Origin of the sequence: Prevotella heparinolytica (genome assembly GCF_002998535.1) — a bacterium.
Lineage (GTDB): Bacteria > Bacteroidota > Bacteroidia > Bacteroidales > Bacteroidaceae > Bacteroides > Bacteroides heparinolyticus.
The window spans coordinates 500,790-526,189 of sequence record NZ_CP027234.1 but is presented as its reverse complement, the minus strand read 5'-3'; the positions used below and the strand labels follow the sequence as shown (position 1 = coordinate 526,189).

At 43.0% G+C, this 25,400-nt stretch carries 24 protein-coding genes; 5 read left to right on the top strand and 19 right to left on the bottom strand.

Going from position 1 to position 25,400, the window contains the following annotated elements; genetic code table 11:
* Nucleotides 1-12: 12 nt before the first annotated feature.
* The 13 genes from C3V43_RS02140 to C3V43_RS02080 all read right to left on the bottom strand — a co-directional run bounded on the left by C3V43_RS02140 (nt 13) and on the right by C3V43_RS02080 (nt 13,729).
* Nucleotides 13-1,302, bottom strand: coding sequence for an inositol-3-phosphate synthase (locus C3V43_RS02140; RefSeq protein ID WP_106070412.1), 1,290 nt, complete (start codon nt 1,300-1,302; stop codon nt 13-15).
* Between the two features lie 727 nt (nt 1,303-2,029).
* Nucleotides 2,030-2,380: a 50S ribosomal protein L20 gene (gene rplT / locus C3V43_RS02135; protein ID WP_087340825.1), complete on the bottom strand. Its 351-nt coding sequence runs from the start codon at nt 2,378-2,380 to the stop codon at nt 2,030-2,032.
* Between the two features lie 99 nt (nt 2,381-2,479).
* Nucleotides 2,480-2,677: a 50S ribosomal protein L35 gene (gene rpmI / locus C3V43_RS02130; protein WP_106068404.1), complete on the bottom strand. Its 198-nt coding sequence runs from the start codon at nt 2,675-2,677 to the stop codon at nt 2,480-2,482.
* Between the two features lie 70 nt (nt 2,678-2,747).
* A complete protein-coding gene (infC, locus tag C3V43_RS02125; protein ID WP_106070411.1) occupies nt 2,748-3,335 on the bottom strand; it encodes a translation initiation factor IF-3 in 588 nt (195 codons plus the stop codon).
* Nucleotides 3,336-3,457: 122 nt separating this feature from the next.
* The gene (thrS, locus tag C3V43_RS02120; protein ID WP_106068403.1) at nt 3,458-5,398 is read right to left on the bottom strand and encodes a threonine--tRNA ligase; all 1,941 of its coding nucleotides are present in this window, start codon (nt 5,396-5,398) and stop codon (nt 3,458-3,460) included.
* Nucleotides 5,399-5,477: 79 nt separating this feature from the next.
* Nucleotides 5,478-7,532: a tetratricopeptide repeat protein gene (locus C3V43_RS02115; RefSeq protein ID WP_106068402.1), complete on the bottom strand. Its 2,055-nt coding sequence runs from the start codon at nt 7,530-7,532 to the stop codon at nt 5,478-5,480.
* A gap of 67 nt (nt 7,533-7,599) precedes the next feature.
* Entirely contained in the window at nt 7,600-8,157 is a 558-nt protein-coding gene (gene def / locus C3V43_RS02110) for a peptide deformylase (RefSeq protein WP_106068401.1), read from the bottom strand.
* 45 nt (nt 8,158-8,202) lie between these two features.
* A complete protein-coding gene (gene ruvX / locus C3V43_RS02105; RefSeq protein WP_106068400.1) occupies nt 8,203-8,628 on the bottom strand; it encodes a Holliday junction resolvase RuvX in 426 nt (141 codons plus the stop codon).
* A 148-nt stretch (nt 8,629-8,776) separates the two neighbouring features.
* The gene (locus C3V43_RS02100) at nt 8,777-9,529 is read right to left on the bottom strand and encodes a YjbH domain-containing protein (RefSeq protein WP_106068399.1); all 753 of its coding nucleotides are present in this window, start codon (nt 9,527-9,529) and stop codon (nt 8,777-8,779) included.
* Between the two features lie 118 nt (nt 9,530-9,647).
* Nucleotides 9,648-10,784 (bottom strand): OmpA family protein, encoded by a 1,137-nt coding sequence (locus tag C3V43_RS02095; protein ID WP_106068398.1) that lies wholly within the window; start codon nt 10,782-10,784, stop codon nt 9,648-9,650.
* Nucleotides 10,785-10,824: 40 nt separating this feature from the next.
* The gene (locus C3V43_RS02090) at nt 10,825-11,715 is read right to left on the bottom strand and encodes a DUF3869 domain-containing protein (protein WP_106068397.1); all 891 of its coding nucleotides are present in this window, start codon (nt 11,713-11,715) and stop codon (nt 10,825-10,827) included.
* 13 nt (nt 11,716-11,728) lie between these two features.
* A complete protein-coding gene (locus C3V43_RS02085) occupies nt 11,729-12,976 on the bottom strand; it encodes a hypothetical protein (protein ID WP_106070410.1) in 1,248 nt (415 codons plus the stop codon).
* Nucleotides 12,977-13,228: 252 nt separating this feature from the next.
* On the bottom strand, nt 13,229-13,729 hold the full coding sequence (locus C3V43_RS02080) for an SPOR domain-containing protein (protein WP_106068396.1): 501 nt from the start codon (nt 13,727-13,729) through the stop codon (nt 13,229-13,231).
* Nucleotides 13,730-14,016: 287 nt separating this feature from the next.
* Here C3V43_RS02080 and C3V43_RS02075 point away from each other — a divergent pair, with 287 nt between their 5' ends.
* The 4 genes from C3V43_RS02075 to C3V43_RS02060 all read left to right on the top strand — a co-directional run bounded on the left by C3V43_RS02075 (nt 14,017) and on the right by C3V43_RS02060 (nt 16,685).
* A complete protein-coding gene (locus C3V43_RS02075; protein ID WP_106068395.1) occupies nt 14,017-15,270 on the top strand; it encodes a DEAD/DEAH box helicase in 1,254 nt (417 codons plus the stop codon).
* Nucleotides 15,271-15,822: 552 nt separating this feature from the next.
* Complete coding sequence (locus C3V43_RS02070; RefSeq protein WP_106068394.1) at nt 15,823-16,032, top strand: YtxH domain-containing protein; 210 nt, start codon at nt 15,823-15,825, stop codon at nt 16,030-16,032.
* Nucleotides 16,033-16,053: 21 nt separating this feature from the next.
* The gene (locus C3V43_RS02065) at nt 16,054-16,416 is read left to right on the top strand and encodes a phage holin family protein (RefSeq protein ID WP_106068393.1); all 363 of its coding nucleotides are present in this window, start codon (nt 16,054-16,056) and stop codon (nt 16,414-16,416) included.
* Between the two features lie 8 nt (nt 16,417-16,424).
* The gene (locus C3V43_RS02060; RefSeq protein WP_106068392.1) at nt 16,425-16,685 is read left to right on the top strand and encodes a hypothetical protein; all 261 of its coding nucleotides are present in this window, start codon (nt 16,425-16,427) and stop codon (nt 16,683-16,685) included.
* Nucleotides 16,686-16,734: 49 nt separating this feature from the next.
* Here C3V43_RS02060 and C3V43_RS02055 read toward each other — a convergent pair whose 3' ends face one another.
* Together C3V43_RS02055 and C3V43_RS02050 are read right to left on the bottom strand one after the other, a co-directional pair.
* Entirely contained in the window at nt 16,735-17,859 is a 1,125-nt protein-coding gene (locus tag C3V43_RS02055; RefSeq protein ID WP_106068391.1) for an HpaII family restriction endonuclease, read from the bottom strand.
* A 74-nt stretch (nt 17,860-17,933) separates the two neighbouring features.
* Nucleotides 17,934-18,530, bottom strand: a complete 597-nt coding sequence (locus tag C3V43_RS02050; protein WP_106068390.1) for an IMPACT family protein — start codon at nt 18,528-18,530, stop codon at nt 17,934-17,936.
* Between the two features lie 193 nt (nt 18,531-18,723).
* Here C3V43_RS02050 and C3V43_RS02045 point away from each other — a divergent pair, with 193 nt between their 5' ends.
* On the top strand, nt 18,724-19,884 hold the full coding sequence (locus C3V43_RS02045) for a glycerate kinase family protein (RefSeq protein WP_106068389.1): 1,161 nt from the start codon (nt 18,724-18,726) through the stop codon (nt 19,882-19,884).
* Between the two features lie 451 nt (nt 19,885-20,335).
* Here the strand turns inward: C3V43_RS02045 and C3V43_RS02040 are convergent, their stop codons facing one another.
* From C3V43_RS02040 to C3V43_RS02025, 4 genes are all read right to left on the bottom strand, one after another.
* Nucleotides 20,336-21,583: a DUF1015 domain-containing protein gene (locus C3V43_RS02040; RefSeq protein ID WP_106068388.1), complete on the bottom strand. Its 1,248-nt coding sequence runs from the start codon at nt 21,581-21,583 to the stop codon at nt 20,336-20,338.
* Between the two features lie 25 nt (nt 21,584-21,608).
* Complete coding sequence (locus C3V43_RS02035; protein WP_106068387.1) at nt 21,609-22,529, bottom strand: NAD(P)-dependent oxidoreductase; 921 nt, start codon at nt 22,527-22,529, stop codon at nt 21,609-21,611.
* A 108-nt stretch (nt 22,530-22,637) separates the two neighbouring features.
* On the bottom strand, nt 22,638-23,705 hold the full coding sequence (gene serC, locus C3V43_RS02030; RefSeq protein WP_106068386.1) for a 3-phosphoserine/phosphohydroxythreonine transaminase: 1,068 nt from the start codon (nt 23,703-23,705) through the stop codon (nt 22,638-22,640).
* A gap of 287 nt (nt 23,706-23,992) precedes the next feature.
* Complete coding sequence (locus C3V43_RS02025) at nt 23,993-25,321, bottom strand: DEAD/DEAH box helicase (RefSeq protein ID WP_394336145.1); 1,329 nt, start codon at nt 25,319-25,321, stop codon at nt 23,993-23,995.
* Nucleotides 25,322-25,400: the final 79 nt, after the last annotated feature.

The following is a 25,400-nucleotide window of genomic DNA, read 5'->3' as shown; positions in this document are numbered from 1 at the left end:
TATCATCCGTTCTTAATCCAAATAACTCGGCGCGGTTTCACCCACCATGTTTCGGAGTGTTTCTTTCACCATACGCCATTGCCGGAATAAATCATGTACAGGCTGATGTTCGAAGTCGTGCATCGGACTCTTACAGAAGAATGACAGCCAAGTCTGAATGCCGTACATACCTGCACGCATGGCCAAATCACTGAAGATAACCAAATCCAGTGCAATAGGAGCTGCCAGAATGGAATCCCGACACAGGAAGTTTACTTTGATTTCCATCGGATACCCCATCCAGCCGAAAATGTCGATATTATCCCAAGCCTCTTTGTTATCCTTGCGGGGAGGATAATAGTTGATACGCACCTTATGATATATATCGCCGTACAAATCAGGAAACTTCTCCGGTTCAAAGATGTTGTCGATAACCGACAGTTTGCTGACTTCTTTTGTCTTGAAGTTTTCCGGTTGGTCAAGTACCTCGCCGTCGCGATTACCCAATATATTGGTAGAAAACCAACCGCTCACACCCAACATACGCGTTTTGAACATCGGAGCAAGCACCGTCTTCATCAAAGTCTGCCCGCTTTTGAAGTCCTTACCGGCAATAGGCACATTCATCTTCTTGGCGAACTCCCACATAGCCGGAATATCCACACACAGGTTAGGAGCTCCCATAATGAATGGGGTACCTTCGGCAATAGCGGCATAGGCATAGCACATGCTGGGAGCAATAACTTCAACATGATTCTCTTTCATAGCTTTCTCCAAAGCCGCCAAAGAGTTATGCTCGTCTGTCATAGGAACATAAATCTCCGTACTTGCAGCCCATAACACAACTATGCGTTCACAATTATTGGCCACTTTGAAGTTGCGGATGTCTTCACGCAACTGCTCCACCATGTCCCAGCGAGTATCAGCCTTTTTAATATATGTACCGTTCAGGCGTTTCGCGAAATTATGGTCGAAAGCGGCAGGCATCGGCTTGATGTTTTGCAACTCGTCTCTCACCAAATTCAAGTCTTTCTCCTTCAGAACCTCTGCATACATGGCAGCTTTGTAAACGTTGTCAGGAAAAATATCCCAACCGCCGAAAACGATGTCATTTAAATCAGCCAAAGGCACTATGTCTTTAATCAGTTTCTCACTACCGTCTTGCATGCGCATAGTAGCCATTTGTGTAATTGCACCTATGGGCTTAGCCAATCCCTTCCGAGCAGCTAAAGTTCCGGTAATCATGGTGGTTGAAACCGCACCGCCTACCCCGACCACCAACACGCCAAGACGTCCGGTTGCCGGTTTAATGTTCTCTTTCATTGCCATTGTATTATTTAGAGTTAAAAAAACGTTCAAAAATAGAGCTTTTCACCCAATTAATATTGTTTACTTTATCCGATTTTATGTCCCATTAGTAATATTCAATCAGGATATAATACGACAATTTGAATTTTAATCCGGTTTTATCAATATTCGGTGACTTCCGACAATTCAAATACCATACATAAGTTTAACGCGCCTTCTCCCGAAAATGTTCTCAATAGGGACTTCTGTTTTTTCCTATTTAATGTGAATTCTAAAACAAGGTTTATCCGGAATATGAATCGCCGATAGTTTTTTAGGGATCAGCCATAATAATGACAACAGGGATTGACAATAAAAGGAAAAGGAACGGTAATTTTAGTCAATTGCCGTTCCTTTTTTATAGAAAGCCGCACCGATGATGTGATGAAACTCCGTATGACATGATTTGAGCGTTCGTCCTCTTTGTAATCCACCGACTCAAAGGTTACCCCGAAGGGCGTGGCCCGCCATCAAGAAACGAAACTTGTCTCGGTATTTCATAAAACTTGATGAGTTTCCCGATCCAATCAATGCGGCTATTTTTTTTCATAACAAAGGTAGGAAGTTTCTATTAAAGAAACAAGCAAAAATAAAACTTTGTTTCAAAGCCTTGTCTCTTTCGCCTTTTCAAAATCTGCCGAGAAAGAAAAAGTGCCAACTACCGGATGGTAGTCAGCACCTTGAGTTTATCAGCATAACCGGCTTATGCAGCTTTTACTTTGGCTACAATAGCCTTGAAAGCTTCCGGATGGTTCATCGCTAAATCAGCCAACACCTTGCGGTTGATTTCGATTCCTGCTTTGTGCAAAGCACCCATCAACTTAGAATAAGACATACCTTCCAAACGAGCGGCTGCGTTGATACGTTGAATCCACAAAGCGCGGAAGTTTCTTTTCTTGTTTTTACGGTCACGGAACGCATAAGTCAAACCTTTTTCCCAAGTATTCTTGGCTACGGTCCAAACGTTCTTTCTTGCACCAAAGTAACCTCTGGTTAATTTCAAAATTTTCTTTCTTCTTGCTCTAGAAGCAACATGATTTACTGATCTTGGCATAGTTTTACTTGTTTTTGAATGTCAGCGCCGTTACTTCACGTAACAGTCTTAAAGCTAAAGCATTCGGTTAATAACTTTAATTTCTTTAGTACGCTTTAGTTACTTCATCGCTAAGAGCTCTTTCACTTGATTTACATCTGTCGGACTGACAAGTGTAGAATAGCACAAGTTTCTTTTTTGCTTCTTAGTTTTCTTAGTCAGGATATGACTATGAAAAGCGTGCTTTCTTTTGATTTTACCTGTTCCGGTAAGAGTGAATCTTTTTTTAGCACCGGAGTTAGTCTTGATCTTTGGCATCTTCTTTTAAAACTTTTAAATTATTAAATTATGGCAACGCACTATACCTATGGCGTTACTCATTTCTTCATTACTCTTCTGTTTCTACCGGAGCGGCTGTATCCTCCAGCTTCGAAACCGTCTTCTTCGGTGCAGCAGCCTTTTTCGGTGAAAGCTGAATGGTCATTCGTTTTCCCTCTAAAATAGGCATCTGATCCACCTTTGCATATTCCTCCAAGTCATTAGCAAATCGCAGAAGCAATACTTCTCCTTGCTCTTTAAACAAAATAGAACGTCCTTTAAAGAATACATATGCTTTTACTTTGTCTCCGTCTTCCAGAAAACCCTTGGCATGCTTCAACTTAAAGTTATAATCATGATCATCTGTCTGAGGACCAAATCGGATTTCCTTTACATTGACCTTAACCTGCTTGGCCTTTTGCTCCTTTTGACGTTTTTTTAATTGATACAGAAATTTGGAATAATCGATAATACGACAGACAGGAGGAATTGCATTCGGAGATATTTCCACGAGGTCTGCTTCATGTTCTTCGGCAAGTTTTAAAGCTTGTGCTATCGGGTAGACCTTTGGTTCTATTTCATCGCCCACGATGCGTACTTCTTTGGCGCGGATCTGTTCGTTAATCCGATGTTGCCCTTTTAAGCTGTCATTTTTCATTAAATAACGTTTACTTCCAGTTTGTTTCTTGTTTATTATTCCCAAATTTATGTTTTGTTATTAAGCAAAAGCCACCTTTAAAACATCTATTACATGCTATGCTTTTACAATTGGCGACAAAGTTACCACTTATTTATCATATTTTGAACCTCTTCATTCACTTTTTTTGCAAAATCCTCTATTTTTAGGGTTCCTTTATCCCCTTCTCCTTGCTTACGCACTGCAACTACTCTATTTTCAGCTTCTTTTTCGCCCACAACCAGCATATAAGGAATACGCTTCATCTCATTGTCGCGAATCTTACGACCGATTTTCTCATTACGTTCGTCTACAATAGCACGAATATCATATTTTTTCAGATATTGCTTTATCTCATAAGCGTAATCATTGAATTTCTCACTGATGGGCAAGATAGCCACTTGATCAGGAGTCAACCACAGCGGAAACTTGCCTGCCGTATGTTCAATCAGAACAGCAACAAAACGCTCCATCGAACCAAACGGAGCACGATGCACCATGACGGGACGATGCTTTTGATTGTCTGCACCGGTATATTCCAACTGAAATCGTTCCGGCAAATTGTAGTCCACCTGAATAGTGCCCAATTGCCAGCGACGCCCGATAGCATCCTTCACCATGAAGTCCAGCTTAGGCCCATAGAAAGCCGCTTCACCATATTCAACTCTCGCCTTCAGCCCTTTCTCTTCGCATGCTTCGATGATGGCCTGCTCCGCTTTCTCCCAATTCTCGTCGCTACCGATATACTTTTCGCGATTCACCTTGTCGCGCAAGGAAATCTGCGCTTCAAAATTCTCAAAGTTCATTGACTGGAATACAATGGAAATGATATCCATCACACGAAGGAACTCATCCTTCACCTGATCGGGACGGCAAAAGATATGTGCATCATCCTGCGTAAAACTGCGAACACGTGTCAACCCGTGCAGCTCACCGCTCTGTTCATAACGGCAAACCGTACCAAACTCTGCCAGACGCAAAGGAAGATCCTTATAGGAACGAGGTGTATTCTTATAAATCATACAGTGGTGAGGACAGTTCATCGGCTTCAGGAAATACTCTTCTCCCTCCTCCGGCGTATGGATAGGTTGAAATGAATCCTTGCCATATTTTGCATAATGTCCGGAGGTGATATAAAGTAACTTGTTACCGATGGGTGGACACATAACTTCCTGATAATCATATCGAGCTTGGATACGCCGCAGGAAATCTTGCAAACGGATACGCAGAGCAGTACCTTTTGGCAACCACATCGGCAACCCCTTACCCACCGTATCAGAGAACATGAATAAGTCCATCTCCTTGCCGATTTTACGGTGGTCGCGTTTCTTAGCTTCCTCCAACATAACCAAATATTCATCTAGCATCTTCTTCTTCGGGAATGTGATGCCATAGATGCGAGTCATCATTTTGCGATCTTCACGACCACGCCAATAAGCACCAGCCACGGAAGTCAGTTTTATGGCTTTGATAGGCGCGGTAGTCATCAAGTGAGGGCCACGGCACAAATCGGTAAATGCACCTTGTGTATAAGTCGTGATGTGCCCGTCTTCCAGTTCCGAAATCAGCTCGCATTTATAAGTCTCTCCACGGTCACCAAACATCTTCAAGGCATCGTTCTTCGCAATACTCTTTCTGACAACCGCCTCTTTCTTCGCAACCAATTCCGCCATTTTCTTCTCAATAGCCGGAAGGTCGGCCTCCTTAATGGCTGTTTCTCCCGGATCCACATCATAATAGAAACCATTCTCAATGGCAGGGCCTATGCCGAACTGAATTCCGGGATACAATTCCTGCAAAGCTTCGGCTAACAAGTGAGCACTGGTATGCCAAAAAGCATGTTTTCCTTGCTCATCCTCCCATTTATAAAGTACAACTTCAGCGTCTTGCATGATAGGACGCCCCAAATCATAAGTTTCCCCGTTCACACCACATGCCAGTACATCCTGAGCCAACCGTGAACTGATGCTTTCTGCAATTTGCAGCCCCGTTACACCTTCGTTATATTCACAAACAGAGCCGTCTGGAAATGTTATCTTTATCATAATTCTTATGTATATTTCTTTTTTTAGAACGCAAAAATAGCTAATTCTTTTTGATATTCTGGTTTTTAGCAAAAAAATGTTATTCTCTCACATCCGTAAACCTTTTTATGATATTATAGGCCGATACAATACCTAACTCTCCGGCTTTACTCAAATCGGAAATGCCTTGTTTGTTATTGCCTAAGAAGATATGTGTCAATCCACGGTTAAAATACGCTTCGGCAAAATCCGGATTTAGTTCAATCACTTTATCATAATCCACCAAAGCTGCGCGATAATCTTTCAATAAAGAGGAAACATTACCCCTATTATAATAGGCATAAGCAAAGTCGGGAGCCAAACGGATGACATTATCTAAATCGCTCTTCACAATTTCATAATCTACTGCTGTAACTTCTGCCTTCTTCACGTCGGATGTACCGGAAGTGGCCCCTTCGCTCATTGCTGCTTCCGCTTTTCTATATTCCAGTTGCTTGCAACGCACCAAAGCACGCATGAAGTATGCAGGGAAAAAAGTATCGTCCAGCAAAATACTTTTTGTAAAGTCATCAATAGAACTTGTGAAGTCCTGAACAAGATAAAAGTCCAGACCGCGCATAAACCGTTTTTGGGCATTTGTATCATCAGCCACCACATCAGACGTATGGGTATCTATCAAAGCAAAATGATAATTCACCTGTTCTTGCGTCAACGGAGCCTCCATATTAGTGATGCGCAACGGTTTCGGGAAAAGCTTTTCATGATTCAGACCCTCTATGTATTTATGATAATGCACGATGCGTTTTACGTCACTCAGCTTCTCATAATAAGTCAGAGCATACATTGATTCAAGCTTGATTGTTACATTCCTATCTTGCACGCGCCCGCGGTAATCGCTCTTGTAGCGTTGCTCAGCTTCCGAATCATCCGCAATCACTATCTTACGATAGTTCTCCATGTTCCTGTCCGATTTCTTTCGGGTTTTCCCTTTATCCTCATCCGAATCATCAGAAGTATTGTCTGCCGTATCTTTGGCGTCATTGCCCCCCTTCTTGGAAATGATGTTGTTGCGCCTGTCTATCTGCATCTTCATAATCTTGAACTCATCCTGTTCAGCCCCTTTCATATCACCAATCTTTTTGCGGGCTTCCGCACGCTGATAGTAACCTGCCACAAAATTCGGATGTTCCTTTATCACTCTGGAATAGTCACTGACAGCTCCCCGATAATCACCGACCTGCGCACGCAGCACACCTCGGTTGAAAGTTGCCATCATATTATCCGGTTCAATCTTCAACACAAAGTCAAAGTCTTCTATTGCCCGGTTGTCATCGCCCACCTTGGCACGCAGCAAACCACGGTTATAGTGACCGAGGAAATTGTTCGGATCGATGTCCAACGCCAAATCATAATCACTCATGGCTCCCCGCAGGTTATTCTGATGAAAACGCGTCAAAGCACGATTGATGTAATTACCGGCATTTTTTGCACTCAAGCGTATTGCCTGATCCAAATCGGCCTCCGCATCTTTATACTTGGCCTGCTGAATGCGCACGATGGCCCTTGCTCCCCATCCATCCGGGTCGTAACGATCCATCTCGATGGCTCTGTCAAAATCACGTAAGGCTTGTATCGTGTCATTCTGCTTCAAAAAGGCTTCCCCTCTCATCAGATAGGCACGGGTATATTTCGGGGCAATTGTCAAAAGTTTGTCCAAATCCTCTTTAGCCGCCTCGTACTCCTTCTTCTGAATGCGGCAAAGAGAAAGGTTATGCCAAAGCACCACATTCTCCGGGTCATACTTGATAGCCGTCTTATAATCTTCGATAGCCTCATCAAACTTATTCTGCCTGATGCGCGCCAATCCCCTGATTTGGTAAGCGCCTACCACAAAGGGATTTCTCTGAATCGCAGCATCACAATCAGCTTCTGCACCCTGATAATCATCCAGATTTATTTTAGCCAGCCCTCGAAAGAAGTAGGGTTCATACAAATAAGGCTTGGCGTTGATTACCTGATTGAAATATTGAATGGAAAGCACATAATCCTCAAAATACAAAGCATTCCGAGCGATAGTCATTACCCTTTCCGTATTGATCTGCGCATACATCAATGTGGGTAGCAGCAAAATAACCGACAGTATTTTTTTTATCATCTTATTTCATAAATGCTTGTAACGAAGCAAAAATAATATTTTCCGTTTATTTGCTATATATACACCTCTATTTCTTTACAGTTTTCACCTTGTAGGTACAATGTGCCTTACCTTTCAGCATGGCATTCAGCTTTCCTTTAATCATCTGTTTGCGAAGCGGAGACAGATGATCAATAAACATTTTTCCGTCCAAATGATCAAACTCATGCTGCATGACCCGAGCCAAATATCCTTCTATCACTTCATCGTGTTCTACCAGATTCTCATCCAGATACTTCACACGTATCCGATTACCACGCTTCACTGATTCATGGATTCCCGGAAGACTCAAACAGCCCTCATCCATAGAAACCTCTTCGCCCGACACTTCCAAAATATGAGCATTGATATATGCCTTACGAAATCCCTTGTATTCAGGAAAATCATCCGACAACACATCCAAATCAATGGTAACTACCCGAATAGGAAGACCGATTTGCGGTGCTGCAAGCCCCACACCTTCGGCATTATCCATTGTTTCAAACATATTATCTATCAACTCCTTCAAATTAGGATAGTCCGGAGTTATATCTTCAGCCACCTTTCTTAAAACAGGATGGCCATACACATAAACAGGTAAAATCATTCTTTTAAATTAGTTACAATATTTTTTATTAGAAATTCTTTTTCATCATAACAGAGAGAAGCGCCTGTTCTCTAAGTAAGTCTGCAAGATAATAGTTGCACTGATCTCGTCAACCAATGCCTTGTTCTGACGATCTTTCTTTTTCAGCCCTCCTTCGAGCATCGTTCGATGTGCCAATACAGACGTAAAACGTTCGTCTACATATTCTATTGGTATATCCGGCAGCTTCTTCCTTAAGGAACGCACAAAAGGTTCAATATGTTTCATATTTTCCGAAACCTCATTATTCATTTGTTTGGGAAGGCCTACTAAAATACGCTCCACCGGTTCTTTGGCCACATAATCAAGCAAAAAGGAGAGCAACTGGTGCGTAGGCACCGTTGTCAATCCGTTGGCAATCATCTGTAGTGTATCACTCACGGCAATACCTGTACGTTTTCGACCGTAATCTATCGCTATTATTCTACTCATAATGGACTACAAAATTACGATTAAATTTGGATTATGCCTTCAATATTATATTTATATAGGCAAAATGGGAAATCTTTAGGAATTAAAAAACATGCGGATTATGCCACCCTGCATAACCCGCACGTTATTAAAAAGATAATCTTCCCGATTATTTCAAATGAATCTTATAAGCTAATCCACCGCTAAAATAGCGCATTTTCTGCATCTCCACTTGTATATGCAGATGGTTAAATAACAGATAAGAGGCTCCCAAAGCAAAATCTTTGGAATCATATTCTGCTACCAATCGCAACTGAGGATGGAAAGAGGGATTATAAGTGACTCCTAATGCCAACCCGTTCAGTTTATACTCTTTGCGTTCATTATAAAGATAGGAAAGATGCACACCAATTTCTTCTTTACCAACTACCGGAATATGTTTGGAGGCAGCAATATAGAACCTACTATAGTAGCCATTTCCTTGGGGAGAAGCTACTTCTCCTCCTCCAGAAGAAGTGAAAGGGTCTGACGTACCCAGTACTACCGAGGGCATATACTTCCAGAACTTCCCCTCCTTCAAAGCTTGCAACCGGATGGAGAAATAACGATCCTGGTTAGTAAATCCACTATATCCATAAGGTGCAAGTCCTAAAGCCTCTGCTTTGAAAAGTGTACAAGTATAAGCCACTTCCAAAAAAGGCAATATGGTTACATTCAAGAAATAATTATAAGTATGATAATACCAAGTGGGAGGAGTCAATTCTTTGTTCAAGAAATTTCCACCGAACATAAAAGTCTTATCTCGCTGCATTTCAGCAGAAGGAGCATGCAAGAGTCCGGTCACCCCATACGTCAATTGTGCAGAAGCAGAACTTACCAGAGAGCAGAAAAGGATAAAAAAGAACAGTTTAAACTTTATCATCACATAAAGATTCAGTCACTATAACAATAAATAATGCACGTGCCGGATTATTCATCAAAAAAAGGCGTCTGACTTCCAGACGCCTTCTATTTTTAGAGTCTCCTAAATCACAAGTATATTATTCCAGAATAACTACACGATTCAAGAAGTTCTTACCGAACATATTTTCAGTACCGCCGAAGCCTACGAGTTCGAGCTGATCTTTATCAACACCTTGAGCAATCAAAGCATCATAAACAGCCTGAGCACGTTTCTCGGACAACTTCTGGTTGAAAGGTGCACTACCGGTAGCCTTATCACAATAACCGGCAACTTTATACTTCTTATCAGGGTTAGCTTTCAGCGTCTTGGCAGCCAACTCAATGTTAACCTTACCATAGTCATCAATCTTAGCGCTACCGATTCTGAAGAAGATTGCACGCGGACCTGCCACTTCAATTTCCTTGGAAACTTCTCTCACTTCCGGTCTCACGTTAGCCAATGCGTTCTTGCAATTAGCCAAGTCGGCCTGTGCTTCTGCCAATTCTCTTCTATATCTGTTGATTTCAGCATTGATGGCATCCTCATCGACGTTAGAAGCAGGAACAAACTTCTTGCCACCGAAAGTATAAGCAAAGCCTAAGTTTACGCGAGCAGTTGCTTCCGCCTTGCGGCAGTCGCTTGCATCACCGAAGATAGAAGGAGTCACCCCCAAACGACCTTCAAGATTGATTGCCCACTTTTTATTGATGTTATATGCCAGTCCCAAACCTACTGTTGCACCAAAACGAGCCTTCAGTCCGTCTTCGCTATATGCATAAGTTTGTTTGCCTGTACCTTGTTGAATTGAGATTTGCGTATCTACAGCCCTGCCCAAATTCATTGTAGGACCACCAAACAAGTAGAGGTCGAACACACGGTTGGGGTTATAGCCGCCGAAGAGATTGATCAAGTTGAGCATAGCGTCCAGATTCACTTCACCGAACTTTTTCTTGTCTTTTTGGTAGCCACTATCCTGCTTGTCAAGGCTCTGCCAAATACCACCCAATTGGCCACGTACCCCCCAAACCGGAGTAATGTACTTACCAAGTGAGATATTAAAGTTCACCGTCGGAGTATTAAAGCCGTCATTGATAACGCTCATTCCTCCAACACCTACTCCTAAGAAAATATTATCCGAAGCCTTCTCGGTATAATATTTAGGTTTTTCTTGCGCACTCACCGTAGCACAAGCGCCTGCTAACAATAAAGAGGCTATTATTAATTTACTTTTCATTTTTCTCTTTAGTTTTAAGATAAATAACTACAACCAACAATTAGTCAGCGATTACAATACCACCACCTGCGTTAGGATCAGTACCATGACCGTGTCCATGGCCGGCAGGTGCATGATTGTGACCCGGAATTTGCTGGCTGGGGGTAATTGTAACTGTAGAGGTTGCATAATTTTCAACCTTTGCCGTAGCAATAACAGTCTCACCATCTGCTTTTGTCACAGTAGTGGTTTTCTTAATAATCTTATATTCCGTAGTTACAACAGTATATGTCACGCTTGTCTTTGTAAGTGAGTGTGCGTAAACCGGTACATTTTTCTGTTCAACCCATGCCTCTTTATAAGTATCTTGAAGAGCGTTAAAGAAAGTACCAACAGCAGCCACTTCATTCACATCCTTTGTATCAATCTTCTTCTCCAAAATCTTGTTACCGGATTTTTCAAGATACTTCACGGTCGTTGAATACCAATAATCTGTTGTATTGGTCAAATCCTTTCCTTTTTCAGGTTTCGATTCCACTGGTTCTCCTATAACTTGAGAGATCTCAACCTTGGTCTCAGGCGTCTTCTTCTGCAAGATAATAGTCGGAGTCAACGTAGCAAACTGACCGGCCTGCAATGCAGGAACAGCAACTTTTACTTCGGCACTTATCCCGTCATAAGAAACAGAAACAGTGGCAGTAGTAGCAGCCAGAGCCGGATTACCGGTAAAAGTAGCAGACGGAGTACAGTTTACTGTAGCAGTCGTTGTCACATCTGTAGTAACACCATCCGCAACATAAAGCACAATCGGGCTGATAGTAGCCTGTGCATTGATAGGATCAACTTTTACGTTGAATTCTTCTTTCTCACAAGAAGTAAAAGTTGTAGCCAAAGCTACTACGGCTAACGCAAACATTGCATTTATACCGTTTAAGAATTTAATCTTCTTCATCTCAACAAATAAATTAAAAATTTAACAATTCTGATTTAATAAAATATGGATTAAAACTATTCTGTTCCATTATATTGTCACTTGCCTCCGCTTTATACTGTTTATAATACAAACGTTCATTGCCCGAATTATAAACAAGCCCCATATTAGCAGAAACATTCATACGTGGTATATATCCTCTTCTTCTATACTTGTAGGGAGGTAAAGCCACCTGAAATCGAAAGCCTCCGTTTGCTCTTGCATTCCGGGCTTTCATTACATAAAAGCCAATTGAACAATAACGGAAATGTCTGATCATTTCAAATCTGACGCCTTTTTCTTTCATTAAATACTGTTCGGCTTTCAATGTAAACCGGGTATTAAACTGCTGCCAATAAAACCCACCTCCCAAAGACCATGTAGAAGTCCATGTAGAAGGGTCGTAATGCAATTTAAATCCATCCCAATAACCGATTCCCGTATAGCCTATCCTACCCAGCAAAAAAAAGCGTTCATCACTCAAAGGATGAAAGAATTCGGCATCCATTCCGTATTGATCAGCATTGAAAAAGCCTACCGCCACCTTACCAAACACATTGTACGGTAATCTGAAACTCTGTGAAACGGTGATATGCCCGGGATGAATTTTATCTTCATATTTTCCATACCCATCATTATATATAGGCAATTTTACTTGTGCAGTAAGCTTCATACCTTTCCACATCGAAACTTCAATGGCAGGGCTCAAATTGAACAAGACGTGATAAATCTGCGTAATCACCAAATTCTTGAAAGCCAACTGAGGATATACCAATACATCAATTTTAAACAAAGAACGATTTCTCAACTTCACATTCTTAGCTTCCTTCCATGTGTTACCTAATTCATAGCTGACATTCCAGTCATTACGTTCTACCCGCGACAAAGTATCACCTATAAGAGGATGATAGCTAAGAGATATTTGAGGTATATTATTATTCAGAACAACAATCCTACATTTTTTATTTTCCGGCAAGCCCATATCTTGAATAACATCCACAGCCTTACTTATGCCGACTCCCTGCAAACGATAAGTCGTATTTTGCAGGATATATACACGTTCATCATCATCTTCCGCCCATCCCACATTTTCAAAACCCATTCTAACCAAAGCATTCACAGTTTCCTGTCCCGTCTGGCCATACCCTATCATTGGAAACAAACAGAATAAAAAGAACGTTACATATTGTGCTACTACTTCCGCTTCTAAGCACTTTGCCATACCAGAGTTTATATACCTCATTACTTCAACCTTTTTACATCTGTCACGATGTAAAATACGGTACAAAAATAGGTACATTTTTAATAATACCAAAGCTTTTTATATGAAAAAACAACATTAATGTTGTTTTTTTGAAAAAAAGACAAGATGAAAGAACGGGCAATAATCCACTTTTCCAATAGAAAGACAAAAGGCGGTAGCTTCCCAGCTACCGCCTATCAGGAAAGAGCATTTTCTCTTTCTTTATAAATTACCAAAAAGAATTCCACTTAATTAGTCGAGGCGATACAGCAACCAAGATGCTTGAAAATCCTGACGGTTGGAGTATCTGGCCTTAAACGCATCACGGGCATCAGCAGCAGAAGCTCTATCCGCAAAAGTTGAAACAATGACACGATACATAGCAGCTTCAGCATTGAATACTATAATCGCATTATATCCTTCTTTATCCAAGAAAGATTTCAGGCTTTCAGCATTTGCCTTTACTCCAAAGCTACCGCACACCACGCTATAATTTTTCAAACCATTGGTTCCGGATACTACGGTGACCTTTTCCTGACGAACACCAACCGGAGCACTTTCCACTACTTTTCTGGATACAGGAGCTTCTACTACCGGAGCTACATCCTCTGCAGCAACAGCAGTCTGCGGTTCAGCCAATTCTTGTTGTTTGGCTTTTTCATATGCTTTTTTGTAAGCACTTTCGCTCGATTTACAAGAAGAGAATGCCAGAGCAATGCATGCCCCCATTCCTAATAAGGCTAATTTTTTCATCTTTTCTTATCGTTTTTTTGTTAATAATATTTTCGTCTATTCTTATCCGAATGTCAGTCAAAATTTTCAAGTAATAAAGCAAGAAGGACCTCGATTTCTATCAAGAAACAGTTTGTTTTTCCGACTATAGCTTATTTTGGGAAACAAAGGTACGCCATAACGCGCAATTATTCTTCCGCTTCGTTAGTTAAATATAATTAAACCACGCAATAAAGAGGGATTTACCTAAAGAGTTAACGTATCTTTGTCGTAAATAAACAGAGCGCGAGGCTCATTTAATCAATTACATGACATTTGAAAATTTAAATTTGATACAGCCTATACTGAAGGCTCTTCAAGAAGAGGGGTACTCCGCCCCTACTCCCATCCAGGAGAAATCAATCCCCATATTATTACAAGGAAAAGACCTATTAGGATGTGCTCAAACCGGAACAGGAAAAACTGCTGCTTTTTCTATTCCAATTCTGCAAAAGCTATATAAAACGGATAACCGTAAAAGAATCAAAGCTTTGATTCTGACGCCTACCCGCGAATTGGCCATACAAATCGGCGAAAGTTTCAGCGCATACGGCAAGTACACCGGTTTAAGACATGCCGTCATTTTTGGTGGCGTGGGACAAAAGCCACAGACTGACGAATTGAAACGCGGAGTACAAATACTGATCGCAACCCCCGGACGCCTGCAAGACCTCGTGAATCAAGGATTCATCAACCTCAAGACACTTGATTTTTTTGTTTTGGATGAGGCAGACCGCATGCTTGACATGGGATTCATACATGATATTCGGCGCATCCTGAAACTTCTACCTGCCCAACGGCAAACTCTTTTTTTCTCGGCAACGATGCCACCTGAAATTGAGGCTTTGGCAAATTCCATGCTGACACAACCGGAAAAGGTAGAAGTCACTCCTGTATCGTCTACCGCAGATAAGATATCACAATCAGTCTATTTTGTTGAGAAGAAAGAGAAAAAAGACCTATTGCTCCATTTGTTGAGAAGCACAGAGATAGAATCTGTACTCATTTTTACCAGAACCAAATATGGAGCGGACAAACTCGCACGTATCCTCAACAAATCTGGAATAAAGGCAGAAGCTATTCATGGCAACAAATCCCAGAATGCCCGTCAACGTGCCTTGACGGGTTTCAAGAGCCATAGCCTGCGTGTATTGATCGCCACTGACATCGCGTCGCGCGGAATTGACGTAGAGCAATTGTCACACGTCATCAATTACGAACTACCCAACATTCCGGAAACGTACGTACATCGCATTGGGCGAACCGGAAGAGCCGGACGTAACGGCGTTGCCGTCTCATTCTGTGAATCGGAAGAACTCCCCTATCTGAGAGACATCCAGAAACTGATCGGAAAGAAAATCCATGTAATAGAAGATCATCCTTTCATCACGACCCATGAAGTGAAAACACAAGATGTGCCAACACAAAAAGCCGAAATCAAAGAGAAGAAGGGTAAGGTACAATTAGAAAGGCACTCCAATAACATTTCCCGAAGAAGACAAAGGAAGCCGCAAAACCCGTAGCAAACCAAAGCCGTATCTGTTCCGTACCATCTCCGTATTATCTCTGTAGGTATTATATACGGACTTGATACGGAAATGGTACAGAAGAATCGATTAAACAAGTCCCTCACTCTCAAAGTAAAATAACCTGAGTCGGGATAAGAAGCTGGTCGATAACCTCACCCGGCGGCTTGTGTTTTAAAGTCAAAGTATATTGGTTATCAGACGTTTGCCCCTGACCTGTCAGACACTTGTGTCCGACGGCTCAAACACTTGTGTCTGTCACGTCAAACACAAGTGCCTGTCGGCTTGAACACTTGCCTCTGCCACGACAAAGGATTGCAGCTGTCAAACAGGGAGAGGAAAGGTCGGCGTAAAAGGCTCTCTTCTGCCTGACCGCTGTAAACCAATACATTCAAGAAATATCTGCCCGATAGGATGTAGCCCCTAATCTTTAGCAAAAGGAACCGCCTGTTCCAAACTCAGGCTAAAATAAAAAAGAGAATCAGCTCTTTTTCAAAAAATAATACTAACTTTGTAACTGAGAACCTCTTAAAAAGAAAGGATAGAATCATGAAAGGACTGAATGTTTTAGCAGCTTTCTTGGGTGGTGCCGCAGTAGGCGCGGCCCTTGGAATTTTATTTGCTCCTGAAAAAGGAGAGGACACGCGTAATAAAATAGCAGAAATTCTCCGCAAAAAAGGTATCCGGCTTAGTCGGAATGACATGGAGAATCTGGTAGATGAAATTGCAGCAGAAATCAAAGGTGAATCTGCTGAATAAAACGAACAAAACAGAGCCACTATGTTTGCCGACGATCAAAGTTTTGAGAAAATTCAGCAATTATTCGTTGAGTTCAGAAAGTATCTTGAGCTACAAAAAGAATATACCCTACTGGAAATCACGGAAAAACTATCAAAGTTGCTCTCTATGCTTTTATTGGTCATACTTGTCATTATCCTCTGCGTAGTGGTTCTGTTCTATCTGTCATTCACCTTGGTCTATGCAATAGCCCCCTTAGTTGGTGGACTTACAATAAGCTATGCTATTGTTGCCGGATTTCATATCCTGCTCATCCTCTTAGTTGTTCTCTTTCGTAGAAAACTAATTATCAACCCCACGGTAAAGTTCATCGCCGGATTGTTTTTAGAAAAATCCAATAAATAAGAGACAGCATGAACCACGATTCGAATTCCTTCCCTCATACATTGGAAAGCATAGCTCAGCGAAAAACGGCTGTATTACAGCAAATTCGTACGCAAAAAGGAGTCATGACCGATCTTACAAGAGACATATTGGCTCCTATCGCCCCTGCCACCAATAAAGCCAATGCAATCATGAGAGCTTTCAATACCGGCATGGCTGTTTTCGACGGTGTAAGATTGGGGCTTAAGGTTATGAGAAAATTCAGGAATTACTTTGGAAGGACACACTAATTATTGTAATCCTAAGAAAGATAAACACAGAAGAAGGCCGTAGCGAAAGTCATCTTTTCATCAATCCGATCTTCACATTCAGCTTGAAGTACCAGACTCCGTTTTCACGCTCAAGAAAACCATATTTGTCCTTATCCACGGAACCTTTCTCCAGGCGGGTATTCCGATAGAGGAAATTTGCAAAGACGGCACGCTCCGACTTATGATAGCATAATACTTCGCCATCGACTGTGACCAGAAGCATGCCTTCCACCGCAGAATCTGTGCCGTTATATATTTTAGCCGGACGCATTCCAAGAGCAAGTGCCAGCAAAAACTGCTTCATCTTAAACTCATAGAAGCCATGTTTATTTATCAGTTCATCTTTTATTTTCAGCGGATTCATAGCCTTGATGTGTTCTGTCAGTTCACTGACACGGACAATGCCATCCAGATGCATTGCGCGAACCATCTCTGCCAACATACGGGGAAAGTGGAGGTCAATCATCTGTAGATTGCAACGGAACACACGGTCGGCCACATCAGCGTACTTCAAGATACCTCCCAGACGTTCAATAAGCAACATCCGTTCGGCAACTTCAGTAGGAGACTCAGGTAAGGCGTTCACCTTGTTTACTGTGGGAACGGCAAACTTCACACCACTTTGTTCCAGCTTCAAGTTGGCAGTGCGCCCTCCGTCAAGCAACGGATTCATCGGGGCAAGACGGCAACGCACCGTAAACCCCGTCAATGGTGCATCGGGATGATGGAAAGCCACGTAAAAGTCTGTGCGATCGTCTGTTTTCGCCTCCAAATCGTAGATGCCGACAGCATCCAGAAAAGCTTCCAGTCCCTCGGTCACCTCTATTTCATCCCCGGAAGCCGTCTTCAGCAAATGGAGAATAAACTCTGCCGCATCCTTGAAATCTTCGCGAGGAAAGCATTGTTCTTCTTTGCCACCGGGAGTGAAAGCGCCATCCTTACCTACTGTTCCACCAACCAGCCGTACCTTTTCTTCCTCTATGTAATAACGACGCGTACCATCGTGCTCTTCTCTCTGCACCAAGGCAACAGGCCAAGACTTTGCCATATTCTTCCGCACATCCGGTGTGCCTAATGCCACGGTCCCGTCGGCCAGCAGACGAAAAAAAGCGTACAGTTCGCCCAGCTCTCTTTTGGTTGCACTAAATCCCATCTTTTCTTATTTTCTTGTTAACGTGATTATTTCGGATAAATGTTTAAAGACGTTGCTTTAAACTCCCCGACTCTTTACTCAAACCTCAGAGTCTCTACTTTTTCGAGCCGTACTCGCAGCTTCTGCATCATGGACTGACGGATACGAAGGGTCATGCGGCAGTCCATGTCATACGATTGTTCCAATATCTCCGGTTCTTCTTCTTTCACAATGCGCATCACGTCATTCATGAAAGGATATTCAAACAAGAAGGTCACTGTTTCGTCCACGGTTTTCTCTATAATGGTTGCGGCAGCAATGGCTTCGGCGGCAGCGGCTTTATATGCCACGATCAACCCGCTTGTCCCCAACTTGATACCTCCGAAATAACGAACCACAACAACAAGAATATCCGTCAGCTCATTAGAGTTGATTTGTCCTAAGATAGGCTTACCTGCCGTACCGGAAGGCTCACCGTTATCATTGGAACGAAAATCCTTGCGCTCATGTCCCAGCATATAGGCATAGCACACGTGACGGGCATCATAGTATTTTTTCTGATAAATATCCAGATACGACTTCACTTCTTCCAATGTACGCACCGGCAAGGCAATAGCGATAAATTTGCTACGCTTCTCTGTGTAAATGCCCTCGGAAGGGGCTGAAATCGTTTTATACCTATCTTCGCTCATGTTGCAAAGATACAATTCTTTTAATTTTCATCATCAACAATATTACCAACAATTAACAAAATCAGTCAAAATACACTATCTTTGGCTCAGGCAACGAGACCGATATCCTAACCTCTAACCAGTCATTATTCATCTCTATGTCAGAATTATAGATTATAGTTTTATTAATTGACAGACAAATACACAACCGCCAATGAAAATAATCATCGCCCTCGATTCATTCAAAGAATGCCTTACCTCCAAAGAAGCAGGAGAAGCCGCCGCTAAAGGAGTACGCAAGATCTTTCCATCATGCGATGTCGTTCAGTTCCCTGTTGCCGATGGAGGAGAAGGAATGCTGGATGCCCTAATCGTCGCCACCGGAGGAAAGCGCATCTTTCTGCGAGCCCACAACCCGATGATGGAAATACACGATACCTGCTACGGCATCTCGGGCGACCGACAAACGGCCTTTATCGAAATGGCTGCCATCAGCGGTTTGCCACTCATACCTAAAGAGAAGCGCAATCCAATGCTGACCACCTCTTACGGAACCGGTGAACTGATATGTCACGCTTTGGATTTGGGATGTAGGAACTTTATAATCGGATTAGGTGGCAGTGCAACGAACGATGCCGGCCTGGGAATGTTGCAGGCATTGGGCTTCCGTTTTCTCGATGAAACGGGAGCAGACATCATCCATACAATCGCTCCCAATGTTCCGAAGCGTGGTATGTGTGGGGAATTGTTGGCCGAAGTAGCCTCAATCGACTCCTCTGCTGCCCATCCGGCACTCAAAGACACACATTTTGTCGCTGCATGCGATGTTAAGAACCCTTTCATCGGTCCGAAAGGCGCATCATTCGTCTTTGCTCCGCAAAAAGGAGCTGACTGGGAAATGGCAACAAAATTAGACGCCAATATGAAGAAACTGGCCGGCGTCATCTACCAATACACCGGAAAAGACATATCCAATATCCCCGGTTCCGGTGCTGCCGGCGGCATGGGTGGCGGCTTACAGGCTTTCCTGAATGCAGAACTGAAATCCGGCATACAACTACTACTTGACTTCCTTCACTTTGCAGAAAGAATCAAAGGTGCTGATCTCATCATCACCGGAGAAGGGAAGGCCGACCGACAGACCATTATGGGGAAAGTGCCTTCGGGCATCCTGCAAGAAGCCCAAAAACAACAAATTCCCGTCATCCTGTTGGCAGGAAAGATAGAAGATAAAGAGATTTTGGACAAAGCCGGTTTCAAAGAAGTACTTTCCATCAATCCTCCTTCCATTTCGCCGAAAAAAGCCATGGAACCCGCATTTGCAAAAGCCAATATCCAACGAATAGTGGAAGAGATTTGCCGGAGGAATATATAACAATCACTTCGGAAAACCCGATTGTCCATTTGACGGTAATGATCATCCACGCTCTTTCCGATTGGTTAGCTTACACATTTCAACTTACGGGATTCGCTTCACTGTTATTCTCGAAGGTTTGTTCACCGTGCGCGGATGTTTGTTCGCACGGTGCGAACGTATATCCGCAGGTTGCGAATTTGTATTCGCAAGGCGCGAACAGAGATTTATTCAGGCTGAAGACAAGTTTACTCTTTGCTGCATACAATTTTATTCCATGATTTCTCCATGTCTTTTCAGATTGTTCCCTTTTTCAGATGCAGACGATGCAAAATGACGCAGACAATACAGTTCTTGAATAAAGAAACCTGCACTGCCTGCGTCAAAAGATTAAAAGCATGAAACTATCGGACTCTATTTTTATCCTCCGAAGAAAAGATGCTTTTTGATGTCAAATCCTGTTTCTGTTTTTTTAGTCCAGTTTATGGATGATCAAGCCCGAACGCAACTTAGGCTCAAACCAAGTTGTTTTGGGCGGCATAATGTTACCTGTATCGGCAATGTCCATCAACTGCTTCATGCTGACAGGATAAAGAGCCAATGCAACTTTCATCTCTCCGCTGTCCACCCGTTTCTTCAGTTCGCCCAAGCCACGGATGCCACCTACAAAGTCAATACGTTTGTCGGAACGCAGATCCTTAATGCCCAACACTTCATCTAATATCAGATTGGAAGAGATGGTGACATCCAACACGCCGATGGGGTCGTTGTCGTTGTAAGTACCCGGCTTGGCAGTTAGACTATACCATTTACCGGCCAGATAAAGAGAGAAGTTATGTAAACCGGAAGGTTTGTAGATTTCAGCACCTCGTTCTTCCACCGTGAAATTCTTGCCCACAGCGGCCAAGAACTCTTCCACTGTCAGACCGTTCAGGTCTTTTACCACACGGTTGTAGTCGATAATGGTCAGTTGGTTGGCAGGAAAACAAACAGCCATGAAGTAGTTATACTCCTCATCTCCACGATGATTGGGATTTTGCTTGGCTTTCTCTGCACCTACCAAAGCTGCGGCGGCACTGCGGTGATGACCGTCGGCAATATAGAGGGCAGGCATCTTGGCAAATGCACCGGTGATGGCATCTATGTCCTGCTGCTTATCGATAATCCAGAAAGTATGACCGAAACCATCATCCGGAGCAACAAAGTCATATACCGGTTTTTCAGCCGTATAGCGTGCAATGATACTATCCAGCAAGGCATTGTCGGGATAAGCAAAAAATACCGGTTCGATGTTGGCATTGTTCACGCGAACATGCTTCATGCGGTCTTCTTCTTTATCGCGGCGAGTCAACTCATGTTTCTTAATGACACCGTTCATATAATCAGGCACGTAAGCACCCACCACAAGACCGTATTGAGTCTTGCCATTCATGGTCTGAGCATACACGTAATAATTCTCCTTGTCGTCCTGCACCAACCATCCCTTGTCTTGAAACATCCGGAAATTCTCGGCTGCTTTCTGATAAACACGTTCGTCATGTTCATCGGTACCTACCGGGAAGTCTATTTCGGGCTTAATGATATGGTATAAGGATTTCTCATTCCCAGCCGCTTCTTCGCGTGCTTCGGCGGAGTTCAACACATCGTAAGGACGGGAAGCCACTTGTTCTACCAATCCTTGTGAAGGACGAATACCTTTAAAAGGTTTAATGATTGCCATAGGATATTATTTTTTTTGAATGCCATTATTTGTTTACACGGAATTTCTCGCAACCGTCTTTCAGGAAACCGACAATCTGGCAGGCGGCCGCAATGCCGGCATTGATGTTGGCCTCTGCAGTCTGTGCACCCATCTTCTTCGGTGTGGAGAAATAACGTCCTACGAATCGAGAAGCAAAGGTTTCGTTTGCAGCAGGCATAATATCGGTCACATACTTCAAATCTCCACGCTCTTCCAACAGTTGAATCAGTTCGGCTTCGTTGATCACTTCCTTACGGGCAGTGTTTACCAACAGACCACCTTTAGGCATCCGGTTCACCAAAGCATGATTAATGGAGTTTTTTGTTTCAGCGGTTGCCGGAATGTGCAGTGAAATGACATCGCAAATGGAGTACAATTCTTCGGCGGAAGCCACAGCTTTCACACCATCCTTCTCAATCACTTCTTTAGGGCAGAAGGCATCGAATGCATAGATGTCCATACCGAAACCTTTGGCTATGCGGGCCACGTTGCGCCCCACGTTGCCATAAGCATGGATACCCAACTTCTTGCCCATCAATTCGGTTCCTGAAGTTCCATTGTACATATTGCGAACAGCCATGACCATGAGACCGAATGCCAGTTCGGCTACAGCGTTGGAGTTCTGCCCCGGAGTATTCATCACGCAAACGTTATGAGAGGTAGCGGCTTCCAAATCCACGTTGTCATAACCGGCACCTGCACGCACTACGATTTTCAGTTTTTGAGCAGCATCCAGCACTTCGGCATCTATGATGTCACTACGAATGATAATGGCTTCGACATCCTTCACAGCTTCCAGCAGTTTGGCTTTCTCACCATATTTTTCCAGCAGTACGAGTTCATAACCGGCTGCTTCAATCTCTTTGCGAATACCGTCTACAGCTACTTTAGCAAACGGCTTGTCTGTTGCGACTAATACTTTCATGATTCTACTATGATTAGAAAAGAAATCGCCACAGATTGCATAGGGCACACTCTTTTTTTTCAGAAAAACGACTTGTGCAAACCCGTGCAGTCTGTGGCGAAGATATTATTAATGAAGTTTTTCAAACTCTTGCATGCAATCAATCAAAGCCTGCACGCTTTCTTTCGGCATAGCATTGTAGCAGGATGCACGGAATCCACCTACCGAGCGGTGTCCCTTGATGCCCACCATACCTCTTTCGGTAGCGAACTTCTGGAAATCGGCCTCCAATTCTTTATATTCGGGACTCATTACGAAACAGATATTCATGCGAGAACGATCTTCCTTAGCTGCCGTACCCACGAACATCTTGTTGCGGTCTATTTCAGCATACAGCATATCAGCCTTCTCAATGGCACGACGCTCCATTTCTTTTACACCGCCTTGTGCTTTGATCCAACGCAGAGTGAGCATTGCGGAATAGATAGGAAGAACAGGAGGTGTATTGAACATGGAACCTCCATCGATATGTGTCTGATAATTCAACATGGTAGGGATGTAGCGAGAAACTTTACCCAGTGCGTCGTTTTTCACAATAACAAACGTTACACCGGCAGGAGCCAGATTTTTCTGTGCACCACCGTAAATGCAGATGTATTTGGATACATCAATGGGGCGTGAGAATATATCGGAAGACATATCGGCAATCATCGGAACGTTTACATTCAAATCTTCTTTCAGTTCCGTACCGTAAATCGTATTGTTGGTCGTTATGTGGAAATAATCCGCATCGGCCGGTATGGTATAATCTTTGGGAATGTACGTATAAGTAGACTCAGCAGAAGAAGCCACTTCAACCACTTCGCCGAATCCTTTGGCCTCTTTCATGGCTTTCTTTGCCCATACACCCGTGTTCAAGTAAGCAGCTTTCTTTTCCAGGAAGTTGAAAGGAATCATACAGAATTCCAGGCTGGCACCACCTCCCAAGAACAGAACCGAATATCCTTCGGGGATATTAAGTAATTCTTTGAATAATGCCACAGCTTCGTCCACAACAGGTTGGAAGTCTTTAGCACGGTGGCTGATTTCCATCAGTGAGAGGCCTGAACCATTGAAATCAAGAACAGCTTTTGCTGTATCTTCAATCACCTCACGAGGAAGAATAGAAGGTCCTGCATTGAAATTATGCTTTTTCATTTGAAGTTTGTTTTGGTTATACAATTCGTTAATTGATGTCTTTCGACATGGCGAAATTACGGATTTATTTCTGCATTGCAAATCTTTCTTTATGAAATTCCGGTTTTTCTCCGCATTTACCTTACTTTTTATTGGTATATACAAGAATTATACGCCAATTTGTTATATAAAAATATCAATCCCTGCAGCCAACAACGAATCTGAAAGAACAATTCAACAAGAAACGTTTATTTGTTATAAAAAGTGAAATAAAAGCTATAAACTATCAAAACGTCAGAATATAGTTCCTATTTTGCTTCTTCAACGATAGTTTTCATACCTTTTATCTTTTCCCCTTTAATTAAAGTAAGCAACTGCTGCAGCTTGGAACGGCGCACGGCCACAAAAGCATAATGTTCTTTCACGTCCACTTGTCCCACATCCTCACGCGTCAGTCCACCTTTTTTATATAAAAAGCCCACAATATCTATCTTATTGAGCTTATCTTTCTTGCCTTTACCTATATAGAGCGTAGCCCAACGAGGCTTTATGGGCTTTGTTGCCTGCGATGAAAGTTCAAAAACAGGAATTTCCGTGAATATGTAATCGGGCAGCCGCTCTTCGGCATGAAGTATTAAAAAAGAAGAGCCGTTTGCCTGCCAGCGCGCGGTGCGTCCGTTGCGATGGGTAAAAGCCTCTTCGTTGACCGGCAAATGATAATGCACCACATTGTCCATGCCCGGAATATCCAGCCCACGGGCGGCCAAGTCAGTAGATATAAGGACGGGGCACGTTCCGTTTCGGAATTTATAAAGTGCCCGTTCACGGTCTTGTTGCTCCATACCACCGTGGAAGATGTCGCAAGGAAACTTCTTTGCCGATAGATAGCCTGCCACTCGCTCCACGCTCTCCCGATAGTTGACAAAAACCAGCGTAGAGGCGTCACCCAAAGTACAAAGCAACCGATAAAGCGTTTCCAGTTTGTCTTTCTCAGGCGAGACCACCTGCAACAAGTTCAGGCGTCCCGACAAAGAATCATCTTCGGAAAGGAAATTCAGTTTGATATAGGCTATCCCCTCTCTCACCCCCACAAATTGCGGAATCTCTTCGGCATCCGTGGCCGAAAGAAGGACACGTTTCTTCACCCGGGGCAGTTGCCCGATGACTTCTGCCATTTCGTCCTGAAAACCAAATTCCAAGGATTTGTCAAACTCATCGATTACCAGCGTATGAACGGTATCGACATCGAAGTTTCCTTTTCTCAAATGGTCATTCATCCGTCCTGGCGTACCAATGATAACAGCAGGACTTACCCCTTTCATGGTGCGATGTTCCTCCATTGCCGGACGACCGCCGTAGCAACTGATGGCTTTAAATGGAGTGTTCATCTGCTTAAAAACGTTTTCCGTCTGCAATGCCAACTCGCGCGAAGGAACCAGTACCACAGCCTGTACACCTTTTATTTCATTCTTTAACTTTTGCACCAACGGCAAGAGAAAAGCCAATGTCTTTCCACTCCCGGTGGGCGAAAGCAGTACCATGTCTTTGGGTTCTTCATAAGCTCGGCAGGCTGCCTGCTGCATGGGGTTGAGTTCCTCTATTTTCAGGTTACGGAGTATTTCCTCTCTATTCACCATATTATTGTTTATTAAAGAAGTGTGAGTATTCAAAAGTGATTTTAAATTTATAAGACGGACGATTCCGCCTGAACTTTCA